General features: G+C 59.9%; 15 protein-coding genes and 1 pseudogene. 10 read left to right on the plus strand and 6 right to left on the minus strand.

All coding sequences use genetic code 11. The features are described from left to right. Positions 1–5 precede the first annotated feature (5 nt). The 3 genes from CUN63_RS13565 to CUN63_RS13575 form a co-directional block, all read right to left on the minus strand. Positions 6–2,852, minus strand: a complete 2,847-nt coding sequence (locus CUN63_RS13565; RefSeq protein ID WP_129440074.1) for a class I adenylate cyclase — start codon at positions 2,850–2,852, stop codon at positions 6–8. A 206-nt stretch (positions 2,853–3,058) separates the two neighbouring features. After that, positions 3,059–3,304, minus strand: a complete 246-nt coding sequence (locus CUN63_RS13570; RefSeq protein WP_008150272.1) for a TIGR02647 family protein — start codon at positions 3,302–3,304, stop codon at positions 3,059–3,061. A gap of 216 nt (positions 3,305–3,520) precedes the next feature. Continuing rightward, positions 3,521–3,805 (minus strand): hypothetical protein, encoded by a 285-nt coding sequence (locus CUN63_RS13575; RefSeq protein WP_129440076.1) that lies wholly within the window; start codon positions 3,803–3,805, stop codon positions 3,521–3,523. 124 nt (positions 3,806–3,929) lie between these two features. Here CUN63_RS13575 and CUN63_RS13580 point away from each other — a divergent pair, with 124 nt between their 5' ends. Then, a complete protein-coding gene (locus tag CUN63_RS13580) occupies positions 3,930–4,589 on the plus strand; it encodes a glutathione S-transferase family protein (protein WP_129440078.1) in 660 nt (219 codons plus the stop codon). Between the two features lie 145 nt (positions 4,590–4,734). Here the strand turns inward: CUN63_RS13580 and argH are convergent, their stop codons facing one another. Continuing rightward, entirely contained in the window at positions 4,735–6,129 is a 1,395-nt protein-coding gene (gene argH, locus CUN63_RS13585) for an argininosuccinate lyase (protein WP_129440080.1), read from the minus strand. Between the two features lie 143 nt (positions 6,130–6,272). Here argH and CUN63_RS32740 point away from each other — a divergent pair. The 8 genes and pseudogenes from CUN63_RS32740 to CUN63_RS13620 form a co-directional block, all read left to right on the plus strand. Further along, a pseudogene (locus CUN63_RS32740) lies at positions 6,273–6,592 on the plus strand (sensor histidine kinase); the annotation flags it as partial. Continuing rightward, positions 6,589–7,335: a LytTR family DNA-binding domain-containing protein gene (locus CUN63_RS13590; RefSeq protein ID WP_129440082.1), complete on the plus strand. Its 747-nt coding sequence runs from the start codon at positions 6,589–6,591 to the stop codon at positions 7,333–7,335. The pseudogene CUN63_RS32740 and the gene CUN63_RS13590, both read left to right, overlap by 4 nt. A gap of 137 nt (positions 7,336–7,472) precedes the next feature. After that, entirely contained in the window at positions 7,473–8,414 is a 942-nt protein-coding gene (gene hemC / locus CUN63_RS13595; RefSeq protein WP_129440084.1) for a hydroxymethylbilane synthase, read from the plus strand. Beyond that, complete coding sequence (locus CUN63_RS13600; protein WP_129440086.1) at positions 8,411–9,178, plus strand: uroporphyrinogen-III synthase; 768 nt, start codon at positions 8,411–8,413, stop codon at positions 9,176–9,178. Before hemC ends, CUN63_RS13600 begins: the two co-directional genes overlap by 4 nt. A 16-nt stretch (positions 9,179–9,194) precedes the next feature. After that, entirely contained in the window at positions 9,195–10,349 is a 1,155-nt protein-coding gene (locus CUN63_RS13605) for a uroporphyrinogen-III C-methyltransferase (RefSeq protein ID WP_129440088.1), read from the plus strand. Beyond that, positions 10,346–11,584 (plus strand): heme biosynthesis protein HemY, encoded by a 1,239-nt coding sequence (locus CUN63_RS13610; RefSeq protein ID WP_129440090.1) that lies wholly within the window; start codon positions 10,346–10,348, stop codon positions 11,582–11,584. The genes CUN63_RS13605 and CUN63_RS13610 overlap by 4 nt, the downstream gene beginning before the upstream one ends. 229 nt (positions 11,585–11,813) lie before the next feature. Then, complete coding sequence (locus tag CUN63_RS13615) at positions 11,814–12,365, plus strand: disulfide bond formation protein B (protein ID WP_129440092.1); 552 nt, start codon at positions 11,814–11,816, stop codon at positions 12,363–12,365. Between the two features lie 179 nt (positions 12,366–12,544). Further along, the gene (locus tag CUN63_RS13620) at positions 12,545–13,003 is read left to right on the plus strand and encodes an Rsd/AlgQ family anti-sigma factor (RefSeq protein WP_046045098.1); all 459 of its coding nucleotides are present in this window, start codon (positions 12,545–12,547) and stop codon (positions 13,001–13,003) included. Between the two features lie 63 nt (positions 13,004–13,066). On the opposite strand, the gene CUN63_RS13625 is transcribed toward CUN63_RS13620, so the two are convergent. Continuing rightward, entirely contained in the window at positions 13,067–13,732 is a 666-nt protein-coding gene (locus CUN63_RS13625) for an FKBP-type peptidyl-prolyl cis-trans isomerase (protein ID WP_129440094.1), read from the minus strand. A gap of 192 nt (positions 13,733–13,924) precedes the next feature. Between CUN63_RS13625 and CUN63_RS13630 the strand changes: the two genes are divergently transcribed. Then, positions 13,925–15,082, plus strand: a complete 1,158-nt coding sequence (locus CUN63_RS13630) for an AlgP family protein (RefSeq protein ID WP_129440096.1) — start codon at positions 13,925–13,927, stop codon at positions 15,080–15,082. Here the strand turns inward: CUN63_RS13630 and CUN63_RS13635 are convergent. Continuing rightward, positions 15,079–15,543 carry a TIGR02444 family protein gene (locus CUN63_RS13635; protein ID WP_129440098.1) on the minus strand — a complete coding sequence of 155 codons (465 nt, stop codon included), beginning with the start codon at positions 15,541–15,543 and terminating at the stop codon, positions 15,079–15,081. The genes CUN63_RS13630 and CUN63_RS13635 overlap by 4 nt on opposite strands. Between the last annotated feature and the right edge of the window lie 38 nt (positions 15,544–15,581).

Raw genomic sequence — 15,581 nt, forward strand, 5'->3', positions numbered from 1 at the left:
CCCCCTCAGACCTGCTCGAGCGCCTCGTTCAGTGCGCGCTCCAGGTCAGCCTTGTAGCGCAAATACAAAATGCTTGAACTCTGACCATCACCGAGCAGGCCCGACAGGTCCAGGTCGGTGATGTAGCAGCGATAGCGTTCGGTTTCACGGCGCTGCTCGACGATTTCCCGGGCGACCACGCTGAACAGTTGGTCGCCATGCTCCAGCTCTGAAAACTCCCGCTGATTGCAATACAACGTGACCTGCACCTGTCCCGGTGCGGCTTTACCGACAATCGCCTGCACGTCGTAGAACGGTTTGTTGACCGGGGTTTGCGGTGCTGGCCGAGCTTCGACCCGACGCGCCCGCACGGGGCCGGAGGGCAGCAGTTGGTAATACAAGATGTCCAGGCTCAGCGGCTGGGCGACGTCCATCGGCAGCAAGGCGTCGCGCCGGTACTGGATCGATTGCAGGAAACGTTGCAGCGGCACCAACAGGCTTTGCTCGTCGTGGTAGGGCAAGCGCTGCTGCCACAGGGCATTGAATTCATCCAGCACGTACAGGTCGGCGCGGTACTCGTTGATCCGGTAGAACACCTGAATGCAATTGGGCTGGCCCATCGGCAGAACCAGCGCCAGGTCGTGATCTTCCAGCGCCATCGGGTCCAGGTGCAGCGGGCTGTAGCTTGCCAGCTCTTCGCCCAGGTAATCGACCAGCGCCGGTAGCGTGGCGAGGGCGACATGATTGACCTGGCCGGGCACCAATTCCAGCACGTGGTAGTGCTGCTGGACCTGAATCAGGTAGCGATGATTGAGTTTGCTCAACAGCAGGTTCTGCGCGGTGTCGAGGATCTCTTCGACCCTCCGGGCGATGAACTGTGCGCGGTTGTGGCAGAAGCAACGAACCCGCAACGTGGGTTGTTGTAGCCCGCCGGGCAGGTTGTTGAGGTAATCGCGCACGCAGTCGAGCAGCGCGTGAGGGCCGTCGAAGCGGTTGACCAGCACTTCGTTCCAACTGTTGAGCGTGACCTGATCCAGGGTCAGCACCAGGTTTTCCCGGACGCCGGCGTAACTGAGGGAATCAGTGCGCTCGGTGGTCATCAGGATGTTCAGGTCGCGGTGGTGCTTGAGTGGATCGACGCCGACGTTCACCAGGATAAGCACTTCACTCGGCACGCTGGCGCGCAGTAACGGTTCTTCGGCGACGGTCGTCAGCGGCAGGGCGATGCTCTGTTGCAGGCTGCCGAGCAGGTTGAACAGTTCGAACTCGCTCAGGTCGCTGCTGCCGGGATGCAAGGCCAGGCGAGTGCTGCTGTCGATCACGCCATTGCGGTGACACCAGGTCAGCAGTTCCAGCAATTGGCGGCTGCGCTTGATCGGTGCGAAATGCTCCCATTCGAGGGCCGTCAGGCTACCGTTGTACAAACCCCACTGAGTTTGACCCGATTCTTTTTTGTTCGGCGCGTGCACCAGCGTGAGGGTATCTTCGGCCAGATCCGGGGCGATGCCAGGGTTGATGAACTCGACCTTGTCGGCCTTGCGCTCGAAGGCCGCGTACAACCGGCGACCCAGCACGTTGAGGTCGCGCTTGTTGATCAGGCTGACGGTCTGTTCGTTGCGGGCGAACTGGGTCAGGAAGCGATAGCTGTAATTGAGCTCGTTGACCAAGGCCCTGCGTTCAGAACCGACCTGACGGACTTTCCACTGGCTGCGGCTATCGAGCAGGGCCAGTTGACGATGATCCCACTGCCATTCGTGGGCCAGGCGTTTGAGCAACGAACGCTGCCAGCTCTGAGTGCGACTGTTGCTGCCGGTGAGTTTGCGATTGACCTTCAGATACAACGCCCGGCGTACCAGCTCCAGCCGTTCCGGCTCGCCACGGGCGGCCAGGTATTCCTCGATGCGCCGGTAGACCACGACGTACGGATCCAGCTCATCAAGGTCGAGCCGATTGGCAAACACCGCTTGCTTGAAGCGCAGGCTCAGGCAATGAACCTTGGGGTGTTCGCTGGCATAGACCTCGATCAGCAGCAGTTTGAGGACCGATTTGTACGGCGATTCGATGCCCTTGAACAACTGCCAGAGTCCGGCGCCGATGAACTCCCCCGGCGGGATATAGGCCAGATGCCCCAGGTCCAGGGTTTCATCGGCACGGATGAAGCGCTTGGACATCAGCGTGTGGGTGTAACGGTCGTAGCTCGCTTCTTCGTAGACCGGCACCAACCACCAGATGGGCGTGCGTCCGGCCAGCCAGATTGCGGTGCGGTAAAACTCGTCCAGCAGCAGATAGTGCTGGGTGGTGCCGCAGTCTTCCGAGCTCAGTTGCGTATCACGTTCGCCGCGTACGAAACGGGTCGGGTCGATCAGGAAGAAATGCGCCTCGGCGCCCTGGCTGGTAGCCCAGATTTCGAGGAGTTGGCATTTTTTGCGCAGTTCAGCGAGGTCGCTTTCGCTCAAGTCCGGCCCGTGACAAACCCACACGTCCATGTCGCTCTGATCGGCCTGGGCGAGGGTGCCGAGGCTGCCCATCAGGAACAGGCCGTGAATCGGTCGCGGCGGATTGCTGCCATGGCGGGGCTTATAGGAAAACGAGCGGGTCAGGCGTTGGGCTTCTGCGAGGGTGTTGGCGTCGGGTTCGTAATTCGACAGCCCGGCCGGCGTGCTGCCCGAAACGTACCCCGGCAACAGCGGATGATTGACGTGGAAAAACAGCGGCAACAGGGTCAGCACCGCTTGCTGGCGGGTCGACAACCCTTCCATGGCACGGGCCATACGGCCTTCGTTGAGCTTCAGAAAACGTGCGCGCAGCTGGCTGAGAACCTTGCGGTCGATTCCCTCGTCCAGATCGGGGCGGATTTCATGGGTGCGGGTCATGTCAGCTCAAACCGGCTCGCAGGGCTCAGACGTGGGTGTCTGCGGATGAGGGGCAGTTTAGCGCCTCGGCTCCAGGACTTTTAAGCTGATTTTGTTTTTCCGGCGTCAGATTTTTATCGCGGGGCGACGGCAGGCAACAGGGCCGGTAACGAAATGTGCCCGCGGAAATCCCGTAGCAGGGGTTTCCGTGGGCGCTACGGTAATGCTCAGGCAGTTTCCCGGACGTTGAGAATGGTCAGAACGGTTTGCACATTTTGCGCGGCGTCACGACCGAGGCTGGTCAGATAACCACCATCTGGCTGGGTGATCAGTTCTTTGTCGAACAGTCTTTGGGCGGCGGCAATGGCTTTCGGGGCAGCGGTCTGATGAATTTTCAAACCTTCCTGGGAACTGTCCAGGTTGAAGAGTGCGAGGATTTCCAGTTCGGCAACCAACTCAGGGGTAAGCGACATAAGGACTCCAGACTTTCTAGGAATTGGACGATAGCGCCCCTAAGGTGATCCCACTCGGGCGGCATGTCCAGTGCTCGCGACAGGGTTTTTTCGCCTTGGGAAGCATTCCCCGGTGGGTGGTGCGGCAGCGGGGTGGATTCAGTGTAGTCAGGGTCTGAGAAACGGTTGCCTGAATTGAAAAAGATCGCAGCCTTCGACAGGTGCGATCTTTTGATTTTATTTCTTTTCCGGCGGCAACTCTGGCAATGCACGCAACGCAGCTTCATACCATTCGGAGTTGAACGCGCGGTCTTCTTCGAGGATCGCGTCAATTTCCACTGCCAGAACGTGGGCCATCAGATTGAGAATTTCTTCACGCTCGTAACCCACCAATGTCAGCTTGTTGAAGGTCGCCTTGGCGGCCGGCGGGTTGTCGCTTTCGATCTGGTTTTCGATGGCTTCGACCAGGGTATTTTCGGCGAACTCTTCTTCGTCGATGTCGATATCAGTTGGCTCGCTCATGGCAGGCTCCTCAAGTTAAGGCGGCCAGTTTACCTGCATTCAGCGCTGTGATGCTGCTGGCAAGAAACGTCGCGACGTTCTATAAAAGGCACCTGCCAACCCTGCACGGCCTGGAGGCTATGTGATGCTCAAGCTTTATGGATTTTCCGTCAGCAACTACTACAACATGGTCAAGCTGGCGCTGCTGGAGAAGGGACTGCCGTTCGAAGAAGTATTGTTTTACCCGGGGCCGAGCCCCGAGGCATTAGCCATCAGCCCGCGCGGGAAGGTGCCGGTGCTGGGTGTCGAACAGGGTTTCGTCAACGAAACCAGCGTGATTCTCGAATACCTCGAACACAGCCAGAAAGGCACGCCGCTGTTGCCAAGCGATCCCTTTGAGCGTTCGCAGGTCCTGGCACTGGCCAAGGAAATCGAGCTGTACATCGAATTGCCGGGGCGTGCCTGCTACGGCGAAGCATTTTTCGGCATGACTGTGCCGGATGCGATCAAGGACAAGACCAAAGCCGAGTTGCTGCTGGGGTTTGCCTCACTGGGCAGGCACGGCAAGTTCGCCCCTTATGTGGCAGGCGACAGCCTGAGCATTGCGGATTTGTATTTCCTCTACAGCGTGCCGCTGGCCTGTGCGGTGGCGCAGAAGCTGTTTGACCTGGATTTGCTGGCTGAGATGCCGGCGGCCAAGGCGCTGCTGGAGCGTCTGGAGCAGAACCCGCATGTGCAGCGGATTGCAAAGGATAAGGAAGCGGCGATGCCAGCGTTTCTGGCGATGCTCGCGTCCAAGAAGTAGGTATTTTTAGCGTCTTCAAGACCGCATTCGCGAGCAGGCTCGCTCCCACATTGGATCTATGGTGTTCACAAGGTTTGTGTTCACCACCGATTTAATGTGGGAGCGAGCCTGCTCCGGGCGGCGTTCCGACGAAGCTTTTGACGGTTTAGCGGCTGGCGAGCAATGCCTGGCCGCGAGCCACAGCCTTCTTGACCTGTGCCGGCGCAGTCCCGCCGATATGGTCACGGGCATTCACCGAGCCTTCCAGGGTCAGCACGGCAAACACGTCCTGATCGATCTGGTCGCTGAACTTGCGCAGCTCTTCAAGGCTCATTTCCGCCAGGTCTTTACCGCTTTCCACGCCGTACTTCACGGCATGGCCAACGATTTCGTGGCAGTCACGGAACGGCAGGCCACGACGTACGAGGTAGTCGGCCAGGTCGGTGGCGGTGGAGAAGCCGCGCAGGGCTGCTTCACGCATCATCGTGTGCTTGGGTTTGATCGCCGGGATCATGTCGGCAAAGGCCCGCAGCGAGTCGCGCAACGTGTCGGCAGCGTCGAACAGTGGCTCTTTGTCTTCCTGGTTGTCCTTGTTGTAGGCCAGTGGCTGGCCTTTCATCAGGGTCAGCAGGCCCATCAGCGCGCCGAATACGCGACCGGTCTTGCCACGCACCAGCTCCGGAACGTCCGGGTTTTTCTTTTGCGGCATGATCGAGCTGCCGGTGCAGAAACGGTCCGGCAGATCGATGAACTGGAATTGCGCGCTGGTCCACAGCACCAGCTCTTCGGAGAAGCGCGACAAGTGCATCATCGCGATGCTCGCGGCCGAGCAGAACTCGATGGCGAAGTCACGATCGGACACGTTGTCCAGCGAGTTACCGCCGACGGCGTCGAAGCCCAGCAGTTGGGCGGTGAATTCGCGGTCGATCGGGTAGGTGGTACCGGCCAGTGCTGCGCTGCCCAGTGGCATGCGATTGGTACGCTTGCGGCAGTCGATCAGACGCTCGTAGTCGCGGCTGAGCATCTCGAACCAGGCCAGCATGTGGTGCCCGAAGGTTACCGGCTGTGCGGTTTGCAGGTGGGTGAAGCCCGGCATGATGCTGCCGGCTTCGCGCTCGGCCTGCTCCAGCAAGCCTTTTTGCAGGCGGGTGATTTCGCTCAGGATCAGGTCGATCTCGTCACGCAGCCACAGGCGGATGTCGGTGGCGACCTGGTCGTTACGGCTGCGGCCGGTGTGCAGCTTTTTACCGGTGACGCCGATGCGGTCGGTCAGACGCGCCTCGATATTCATGTGCACGTCTTCGAGGTCGATGCGCCAGTCGAACTGGCCGGCCTCGATTTCACCCTGGATGGTCTTCAGGCCATCAGTGATGCTGTCGCGCTCGGCATCGGTCAGCACGCCGACCTTGGCCAGCATCGTGGCGTGAGCGATCGAGCCCATGATGTCGTGGCGATACAGGCGCTGGTCGAAAGTGACGGAGGCGGTGAAGCGGGCGACGAAGGCGTCGACGGGTTCACTGAAGCGGCCGCCCCAGGACTGATTGGTCTTGTCAGTGCTCATGAATTCGCTCGTGTCGGCTGAAGAAAGATGGCGTAGAAAGCTGTCGCGGATAATAACAGGGTTGCCAATCCTGTCGCTGACACTGGTCGATACGTTTTTTTCTCATGCTGCGGTCCATACTCGAGTCAGCGCCTTGGGGAATTGCGCAACGATATTTTTCAATTGAGCAATATCGTGCCGGCAACCGTCTACAGTTGGACAATAGGATCAGCGCCGTTCCAGACGCTGCAGCTGACTATAAGAAGAGGGGGTGTTCATATTGTGTATCAACAAACCCTACGGCGATGCCTCGCCAACGCGGGCCTGGGCCGCCAAACGCACGACAGATGAAAATTTAGCCGTCGGTCGGGCGGCACTTTTTGGCCCTCGCGCTAGTCTTAGCGTGGATCGCGGTGACGGACGTCACTTCACCTGTCTACGCTATCCTTGTGCGAGACTCACGCAGGAATCCAGCGCAATATGAATGTCCTGATCGTTGATGACGAACCCCTTGCCCGCGAGCGCCTGAGCCGAATGGTTGGCGAACTCGAGGGATACAGTGTCCTGGAGCCTAGCGCCACGAACGGCGATGAGGCGTTGGCTCTGATCGACAGCCACAAACCCGATATCGTGCTGCTCGATATCGGCATGCCGGGCCTCGATGGCCTGCAAGTGGCTGCACGATTGTGCGAACGCGAAACCCCGCCCGCCGTGGTGTTTTGCACAGGGTCCGATGAATTTGCCGTGGAAGCCTTACAGGCCAGCGCCGTAGGCTATCTGGTGAAACCTGTGCGTACAGAACAATTGCATGAAGCGTTGAAAAAAGCCGAGCGGCCCAATCGCGTCCAGCTCGCGGCCCTGACCCGTCCCGCCGCCGAAAGTGGCAGCGGTCCGCGCAGCCACATCAGCGCCCGTACCCGTAAAGGTATCGAACTGATCCCGTTGGGTCAGGTGGTCTACTTCATTGCGGATCACAAATACGTGACCTTGCGCCACGAAGGCGGCGAAGTGCTGCTGGATGAGCCGCTCAAGGCCCTTGAAGATGAATTTGGCGACCGCTTCGTGCGAATCCACCGCAACGCGCTGGTCGCCCGCGAACGCATCGAACGCCTGCAACGCACGCCTCTGGGGCATTTTCAGCTGTTCCTCAAAGGCTTGAACGGCGACGCCCTGATCGTCAGCCGACGGCATGTGGCCGGCGTGCGCAAGATGATGCAACAGCTTTAATCTGCCATTTACGGGCGGGTTTCATCCCGATTGCTGGATGTCTGAGGCCAGGGAGGCCACGCGGTTTCTGATACAAGTCAAAGTGGATTTGGCTGAGCTGTTATTATCCGCCGTATCTATTCAGTACGGATTGATCCATGTCCTCTCGCGAAATCCGCATCGCCACCCGTAAAAGTGCACTCGCCCTGTGGCAGGCCGAATACGTCAAAGCTCGTCTGGAAGAGGCCCATCCGGGTCTGCTCGTGACGTTGGTGCCCATGGTCAGTCGCGGTGACAAATTGCTCGACTCGCCACTGTCGAAAATCGGCGGCAAGGGCCTGTTCGTCAAAGAACTGGAAACCGCGCTGCTGGAAAACGAAGCCGACATCGCCGTGCACTCGATGAAGGACGTGCCGATGGACTTCCCCGAAGGCCTCGGTCTGTTCTGCATCTGCGAGCGAGAAGACCCGCGTGATGCCTTCGTTTCCAATACCTACGCCAGCCTGGACGAATTGCCGCAAGGCAGCATCGTTGGCACCTCCAGCCTGCGCCGTCAGGCCCAGTTGCTGACCCGTCGTCCGGACCTGGAAATTCGCTTCCTTCGCGGCAACGTCAACACTCGGCTGGCCAAGCTCGATGCCGGCGAATACGACGCCATTATCCTCGCTGCTGCCGGCCTGATTCGTCTCGGCTTTGAAGATCGGATTACCTCGGCCATCAGCGTCGACGACAGTCTGCCGGCCGGTGGCCAAGGCGCGGTGGGTATCGAATGCCGCAGCGTCGACAGCGAAATTCACGCGCTGTTGGCACCGCTGCACCATCAGGACACCGCCACCCGCGTGACCGCCGAACGTGCTCTCAACAAACATTTGAATGGCGGCTGCCAAGTGCCGATCGCCTGCTATGCCGTGCTTGAAGGCGAGCAGATCTGGTTGCGTGGTCTTGTCGGTGATCCGAACGGCGGTCTGCTGCTCAGCGCCGAGGCTCGTGCGCCACGTAGCGAAGCCGAAGCCTTGGGCGTGCAAGTGGCTGAAGACCTGCTGAGTCAAGGCGCCAACGACATCCTGAAAGCAGTTTACGGCGAGGCAGGTCACGAGTGACGGGCTGGCGCCTGCTGCTGACGCGTCCCGCGGATGAGTCGGCGGCGCTGAGCATTCTTTTGGCCGAAAAGGGGATTTTCAGCAGCAGTTTGCCGCTTTTGGAGATCGAGCCGATTCCTGCCTCTGACACAATGCGCGAGGTGATGCAGGGTCTGGATCGCTATTGCGCGGTGATCGTGGTCAGTAAACCAGCCGCCAGAATTGCTGTGGAACTGCTCGACAGGTATCGGCCGCAACCCCCTCGTTTGAAGTGGTTCAGCGTGGGCGCAGCCACCGCGCAGATCCTCGAGGATCACGGGTTGGACATCAGCTTTCCGGTGGATGGCGATGACAGTGAGGCCTTGCTTGAACTTCCTCAGTTGCGCGAGGCAATCGCGCGGCCCGGTCCACGCGTGCTGATCATGCGCGGGGAGGGCGGGCGCGAGTTGCTGGCTGAGCGTTTGCGCGAGCTTGGTGCTAGTGTCGAGTATCTGGAATTGTACCGCCGCGACCTGCCGTACTACCCGCCGGCGGCGCTGCCTGACCTGATCGAAGCGGAACGCTTGAACGGGCTGGTGGTCAGCAGTGGACAGGGTTTTGAGCACCTGCATCGATTGGCCGGCGATGCCTGGCCGAAATTGGCGCGGTTGCCGTTGTTTGTTCCAAGCCCCAGGGTCGCCGAGCTGGCATGTGCCGCCGGGGCCCAAACAGTTGTGGATTGTCGTGGCGCCAGTGCCGCGGCTTTGCTGGCGGCGTTACGGGAGCATCCCGGACCCGTTTTCTAATGCAAAGGATGGATACGTGAGCGAAACAGCCTTGCCTAAAGATGACGTCCAGCCAGTGCTTGATGCACCGGTTGAAGCACCGGTTGAAGCCGGACCACCTGCCGCAGTGCAGCGCCGAGGCAATGGGCTGGCAATCGTCGCGCTGCTGCTGGGCGCTGCCGGTGTCGCCGTGGGCGGTTGGGGAGTCTGGCAGGTGCGTCACCTGCAAGCCAATACTCAGCAACAGTTGAGTCAGGTCCAGGCATTGAACGATCAGGCACAGGACCTGAAGCTCAATGAACAACGCCTGACTGCTCGCCTGGAACAAATGCCTGCCGCCGCCGAGCTCGACGCGCGCAGTCGTTTGGTCACTCAACTTCAAGGTGATCAGCAACGCTTGAATCAACGTCTGGAAACGGTTCTCGGCGCCAGCCGCAAGGATTGGCGTCTGGCCGAGGCCGAGCACCTGCTGCGTCTGGCCAGCCTGCGTCTTTCCGCGTTGCAGGACATCAGTAGTGCCCAGGCTTTGGTGCAGGGCGCCGATGAAATTCTGCGAGAACAGAACGACCCGGGCTCCTTTGCCGCTCGCGAGCAAGTGGCCAAAACCCTGGTGGCATTGCGTAGGACCCAACAGCCGGATCGCACCGGTCTGTTCCTGCGGCTGGGGGCGCTGCGCGATCAGGTAATCAGCCTCACCGAGCTGGCACCCGAGTACAAGGACCGTGGCGAATCCCTGTTGGGTCTCACCGCCGATGGCGACGGCGCCAGTCGCTGGGCGCAATGGTGGGATCAGGTCTCGCGCTACATCCGCATCGACTTCAACGCCGACAAGAATGTGCGTCCGTTGCTGGCCGGGCAGAGCCTGAGCCAGGTGCGCCTGGCCCTGAGCCTGGCGCTGGAGCAGGCGCAATGGGCCGCGCTCAATGGCCAGGCCACGGTTTATACCCAGGCGCTGGCCGAAGCGCGGGACGTGCTCAAGGGCAACTTCAACCCGGACAACCCTCAGAGCAAAGTGATGCTTGAGCAGGTTGGCGAGTTGAGCAAGCAACCGGTCACCGTCATCACGCCAGACCTGACCGGCACGCTGAGTGCGGTTCAGGGGTATCTGGCGCGGCGTAATGTCAACGCCGAGGACTCGATCAAACCGATGGCCAAACCTGCCGCGGACACCGCTCAGGAGGCGACGCCATGAAACGCCTCTATGTGATCGTCTTCCTGGTGATCGCCGCGGCTGCCGCGCTGGGGCTGGCGATTGCCGAGCATTCCGGTTACGTGCTGATCGCCTACAAAAGCTTTCGTTATGAATCGAGCCTGTGGGCAACCCTGGCGTTGGTCGCCGTGCTCTGGCTGGTGTTCTGGGGCATCAAGGCGTTGATCGAATTGGTGACGACCTCCAGCGGCGTGGTCAATCCCTGGTCGCGGCGCAATCGCAGTCGCCGTGTGCAGGTGGCAATTGAACACGGTCAGCTGGATCTGGCCGAAGGTCGCTGGGCCAGTGCGCAGCGTCATCTGCATCGGGCAGCGGAAGCCGAGCGCCAGCCTTTGCTTTACTACCTCGGCGCTGCCCGGGCAGCGAACGAACAAGGTCAATACGAGGAAAGCGACAACCTGCTCGAGCGCGCTCTAGAGCGACAGCCCCAGGCAGAGTTGGCAATTGCCCTGAGCCACGCACAATTGCAGACCGACCGCGGCGATACCGAAGGCGCCCTGGTGACCCTGCAAGCCATGCACGAGCTTCATCCTCATAACGTCCAGACCTTGCGCCAGTTGCAGCGCTTGCACCAACAGCGGGGCGACTGGTCTGCCGTGATTCGCCTGCTGCCGGAGCTACGAAAGGACAAGGTCCTGCCACCGGCCGAGCTGGCCGAACTGGAACGCCGGGCCTGGGGTGAGAACCTGTCCCTGGCGGCGCATCAGGAAGAAGACGGGACGGTCGGCTTGCAAGCGCTCAATCGCGCCTGGCAGCAGTTGACCTCAGCTCAGCGTCAGGAGCCGCAACTGGTGCTCGCTTATGCCGAGCAACTACGGCAACTGGGTGCTCAGGTCGAAGCCGAAGAGATTCTGCGAACGGCGCTCAAGCGCAACTACGACAGTCATCTGGCGCGCCTCTACGGACTCGTTCGCGGCAGTGATCCGGCACGTCAACTGCACACCGCCGAAGGCTGGCTCAAGGAACATCCGGCCGACCCAAGCCTGTTGCTGACCCTGGGGCGCTTGTGTCTGCAAAGCAGCCTTTGGGGCAAGGCCCGGGACTATCTGGAAAGCAGCCTGCGAGTGCAGCGCAACCCGGAAGCCTGCGCGGAACTGGCGCGGCTGCTGGCGCAGCTGGGTGACACAGAACGCAGCAATCAGTTGTTCCAGGAGGGGTTGGGCTTGTTGGACGAGCGCTTGCTGGCGGCACCGTTGCCGGTTCCTATACACGCTTGAAGAGTGGAAGACGGGTCGCTCGAAGGAGCGATCCAGTCGCCTGCAAACTGTCGGGATTTTACCTTTGTAGTCCATCATCGGCAAAGTCCTACAGAGGGCTACACCTAATCCTCTCGTTCCTGTCGGGATTTCCCTACACTTCTGTTGAAGTGTCCCCGCTGGCCTGCCTTGAAAGGCTGCAGCGCTTTCCTCTACCGTAACCGCCTGTCTCTACTGTTACGGAAATGCCATGTCTTTGGCCTGCTCACGCTCCTTGTTTTTCATGGCTTTCATTGCCGGTGCCCTGGCCCTGGGCGTGTCCTATTACCTGGAATATGCGGTCGGCCTCAAGCCTTGCGGGTTGTGCCTGTTGCAGCGCTTTTGCCTCGCGTTGCTCACGGGTATCTGCCTGGTGGCTTCGGTGCATGGGCCGGGCCGCTTCGGGTCTTTCCTGTATTGGATGCTCGGGCTGTTTTGCAGTCTGGCGGGTACGGTCACGGCGTGGCGACAGGTGTTGCTGCAGAGCGATCCAATGCATCAGCTGTTGACGTGCTCGCCCAATCTGGCAGTTCAGTACGAGGACATGCCTTGGTTGTGTCAGGCCACGCAGATGTTTAAAGGGGAGGCGGAGTGCGCGGAGATTTCCTGGACACTGTTCGACCTGAGCATTCCTGAATGGAGTCTGCTGTTCTTCATGGCGATGACAATTCTGGGAATTTATCAGCTGCTGCGCGTTGTCTGGAAAGCCTGTCTGCGACCGCTCAGCGGCGGTTCGTCGCACCGGGCGCTGGCGGGTGATTAAACACTTGTATGAACTTTATCTCCTGCGTACCTTGAAGCCATTGTCGCGCGGGCATAATCTGGCCCGCACGTGTCATTGGAATTATGTTGCTCGAATGACGCTCTGCCTGGCCGATACTTGACCTTCAAGTGTGGCGACGGGTGTAGGGCAGCATGACCCACAAGGGAAGAGAGATCACCATGCTCGAAAGTTGTCAGAATGCTCAGGAACGTTGGGGTGGAGTGCATCTGCTGATCGATCGCTGGTTGCAGGAGCGTCACGAACTGGTTCGGGCCTATGATGCTCTCGGCGCCAAGCCTGAGGCACTGGGTGAGAACCGTAAGCCGTTGCAGGAATTCTGCGGCGTACTGGTCGATTACGTGTCTGCCGGGCACTTCGAGATCTACGAACAGCTGACCGGCGAAGCCAAAGCGTTTGGTGATACTCGCGGGCTCGAGCTGGCCGAGACCATCTACCCTCGCATCGACGTCATCACCGAGAAGCTGCTCGCGTTCAACGACCTGTGTGATGCAGGTCAATGCGTGGCGGAGAAATTCAAAGAGCTGGGTGGCCTGTTGCACGAGCGCTTCGAACTGGAAGACTGCTTGATCGAAGTGCTGCACACCGCTCACAAGGAAGAGGACTCGGTTCAGGCCTGAACCCCCTTCCTGCAAGACCTCCAAAAACGGTGCGCTATGCGCGCCGTTTTTCGTTTCCGGTATTCAGCTTGTAGCACCGCGCAATTCGACTTCGAATACCAGCGGTGTGAACGGTGCAATCAGGTCGCCGGCACCCTCGGCGCCATAGGCTTCGGCCGATGGAATCACCAGACGCCATTTTGCCCCGACCGGCATTTGCTGCAGCGCACTGCGCCATCCGCTGATCACACTGTCGAGACTGAACCACTGCGGCTGACTGTTCTGATCGAACACTGTGCCGTCGGGAAGGCGACCGATATACAGCACCTGGACTTTGCCGTTGGGGCCAGCTTTGACGCCAGTGCCTGGCACCAACTCCGTTAGCAATATTCCATCTGCCAGTTCACGAACGCCCGGTCTGGCTTTTTCCTCGGCGAGAAAGGCCCGCTCTTTTTCGAGGGCGATTTCACTTTGCGGCGTGCTCGGTTGCAAGGCGGCCTGGGCTTCGTGCTCGGCAAGTATCTGTTCGATCTGCTCATCTTTCAGCGCCAGGGGTTTGCCTTGATAGGCTTGTTGCAAACCTTCGATCAGCGCCTGAAGTTGCAGATCGGGAACCTCCTGGCGCAGGCGTTCGCCGAGACTTGCGCCCAGGCTGTAAGAGAGATCATGAGTGTCATTTTCTTTGGTTTTTTCGGCGGCCTGGGCCACGGAAAAAAACACGCACAGTGATAAAAAAAGGTAGCGCGACATGGGCACTCTCCGACCTGAGATGCGGGGGATTATGCCAGTGTGAATGTGCTCTACGGTGAACTGGTTTTGCGCAAGCGCAGAAGAATTTCAATCCGTTGCAACGCAGCGCTTTGGATACTGTCAACATGCCCTAGCGGCGGTAGCAGCAGAGGTCTAGTATGAGCCGCACCCACGTCAGCCAGGAGGTAAACCATGTCGGCCACCAAGAAGCCTGTAAATACTCCGTTGCACTTACTCCAACAACTCTCGGGCAGCTTGCTCGAGCACCTGGAAAACGCTTGTTCCCAAGCCTTGGCTGATGCTGAAAAACTGCTCGCCAAACTGGAAAAGCAACGCGGAAAAGCGCAAGAAAAACTGCACAAATCCCGTACCAAATTGCAGGACGCTGCGGCGGCCGGCAAGGCCAAGGCACAAGCCAAAGCCAAGGGCGCGTTGAAGGAGCTTGAGGACTTGCTCGATGCCCTCAAGGATCGTCAATCCGAAACTCGCAGCTACATTCTGCAACTCAAGCGCGATGCTCAAGAAAGCCTGAAACTGGCCCAGGGCATCGGTCGTGTAAAAGAGGCTGTCGGCAAGGCGTTGTCCCTGCGTTCGGCCAAGCCTGCTGCGGCTCCTGCCAAGAAAGCCGCTGCCAAACCGGCTGCTGCAAAAGCACCGGCCAAGTCTGCTGCCAAACCGGCCGCCAAAGCACCGGTGAAAGCCGCAGCAAAACCTGCCGCTAAACCTGCGGCGAAAAAACCAGTCGCTGCCAGCGCTGCAAAACCGGCTGCTAAAACAGCCGCTGCCAAACCTGCCGCCAAGCCCGCCGCTGCCAAAACAGCTGCCGCTAAACCGGCTGCAAGAACCGCTGCTGCTAAACCCGCGGTGGCGAAAACTGCAGCGGCGAAAGCAGCTGCCAAACCGGCCGCAAAACCAGCTGCAAAACCAGCCGCTGCGAAACCTGCTGCCAAGCCTGCCGCGAAATCAGTCGCGACTAAAACTGCTGCCAAGCCAGCTGCAAAACCAGCTGCAAAACCAGCTGCAAAAGCTGCAGCCAAACCGGCTGCCAAAACTGCTGCTGCAAAACCTGCCGCAGCCAAGCCAGCCACTGCTGCAAAACCTGCTGCAAAACCTGCTGCAGCGAAACCAGCAGCCAAACCTGCCGCTGCCAAACCAGCGGTGAAAAAACCGGTTGCCGCCAAGCAGGCCGCCGCGCCAGTTGCCAAGCCGGCCGCCGCGCCAGTTGCCAAGCCAGCCAACCCGGCTCCGGTAGCAACGTCTGCTTTAGCAGCAGCCACCTCGACAGCCACGCCAGCGCCAACGCCGGCCGCCGCATCGATCGCAGCAACCACCCCAACCAGCGCTTCCTAAGTGCTGCTTACCGCGACGCGCAGCTGATGCAGCGCGTCGCGGTCCAGGTGGGCGGCGCCTGCCGTTACACCTTCCAGCCAGGCCGATAGATCGGTCGCCTCACCTTGCGGCCAACTCTGCGCCGATCGTTCCAGTCGCAACAACAGATGTCGCTCGGCTTCCAGTTCGAGTGCCTTCACTTGCTCGCGCAAAGCATTCAGTTCGCCATCGTCGGCGGCGACGACTTTCCAATTCACCCGCAAGGCTCGCAGCGGACGCACCACGTCTGCGTCCCACGGCTCGGCCACGCTACGCAGTTGCTGCAATCGGTGTTCGTTACAGGCGACGCCACGTTCTCCCAGCCACAGCCCGCAGAGCAGCAAGCACACATTGATGCCCGCCGACTGCAATTGCAGGCATGCGGGTTCAACGCCGGGACGGGCGTAAGTACTAAGGGAAAAGCTCCACAGGTCAGAGGACATAGTGCTACTCGCGCCAGTTGCGAGCGAAGCTGGTAGAC

This window comes from Pseudomonas sp. ACM7 (assembly GCF_004136015.1).
Lineage (GTDB): Bacteria > Pseudomonadota > Gammaproteobacteria > Pseudomonadales > Pseudomonadaceae > Aquipseudomonas > Aquipseudomonas frigoris.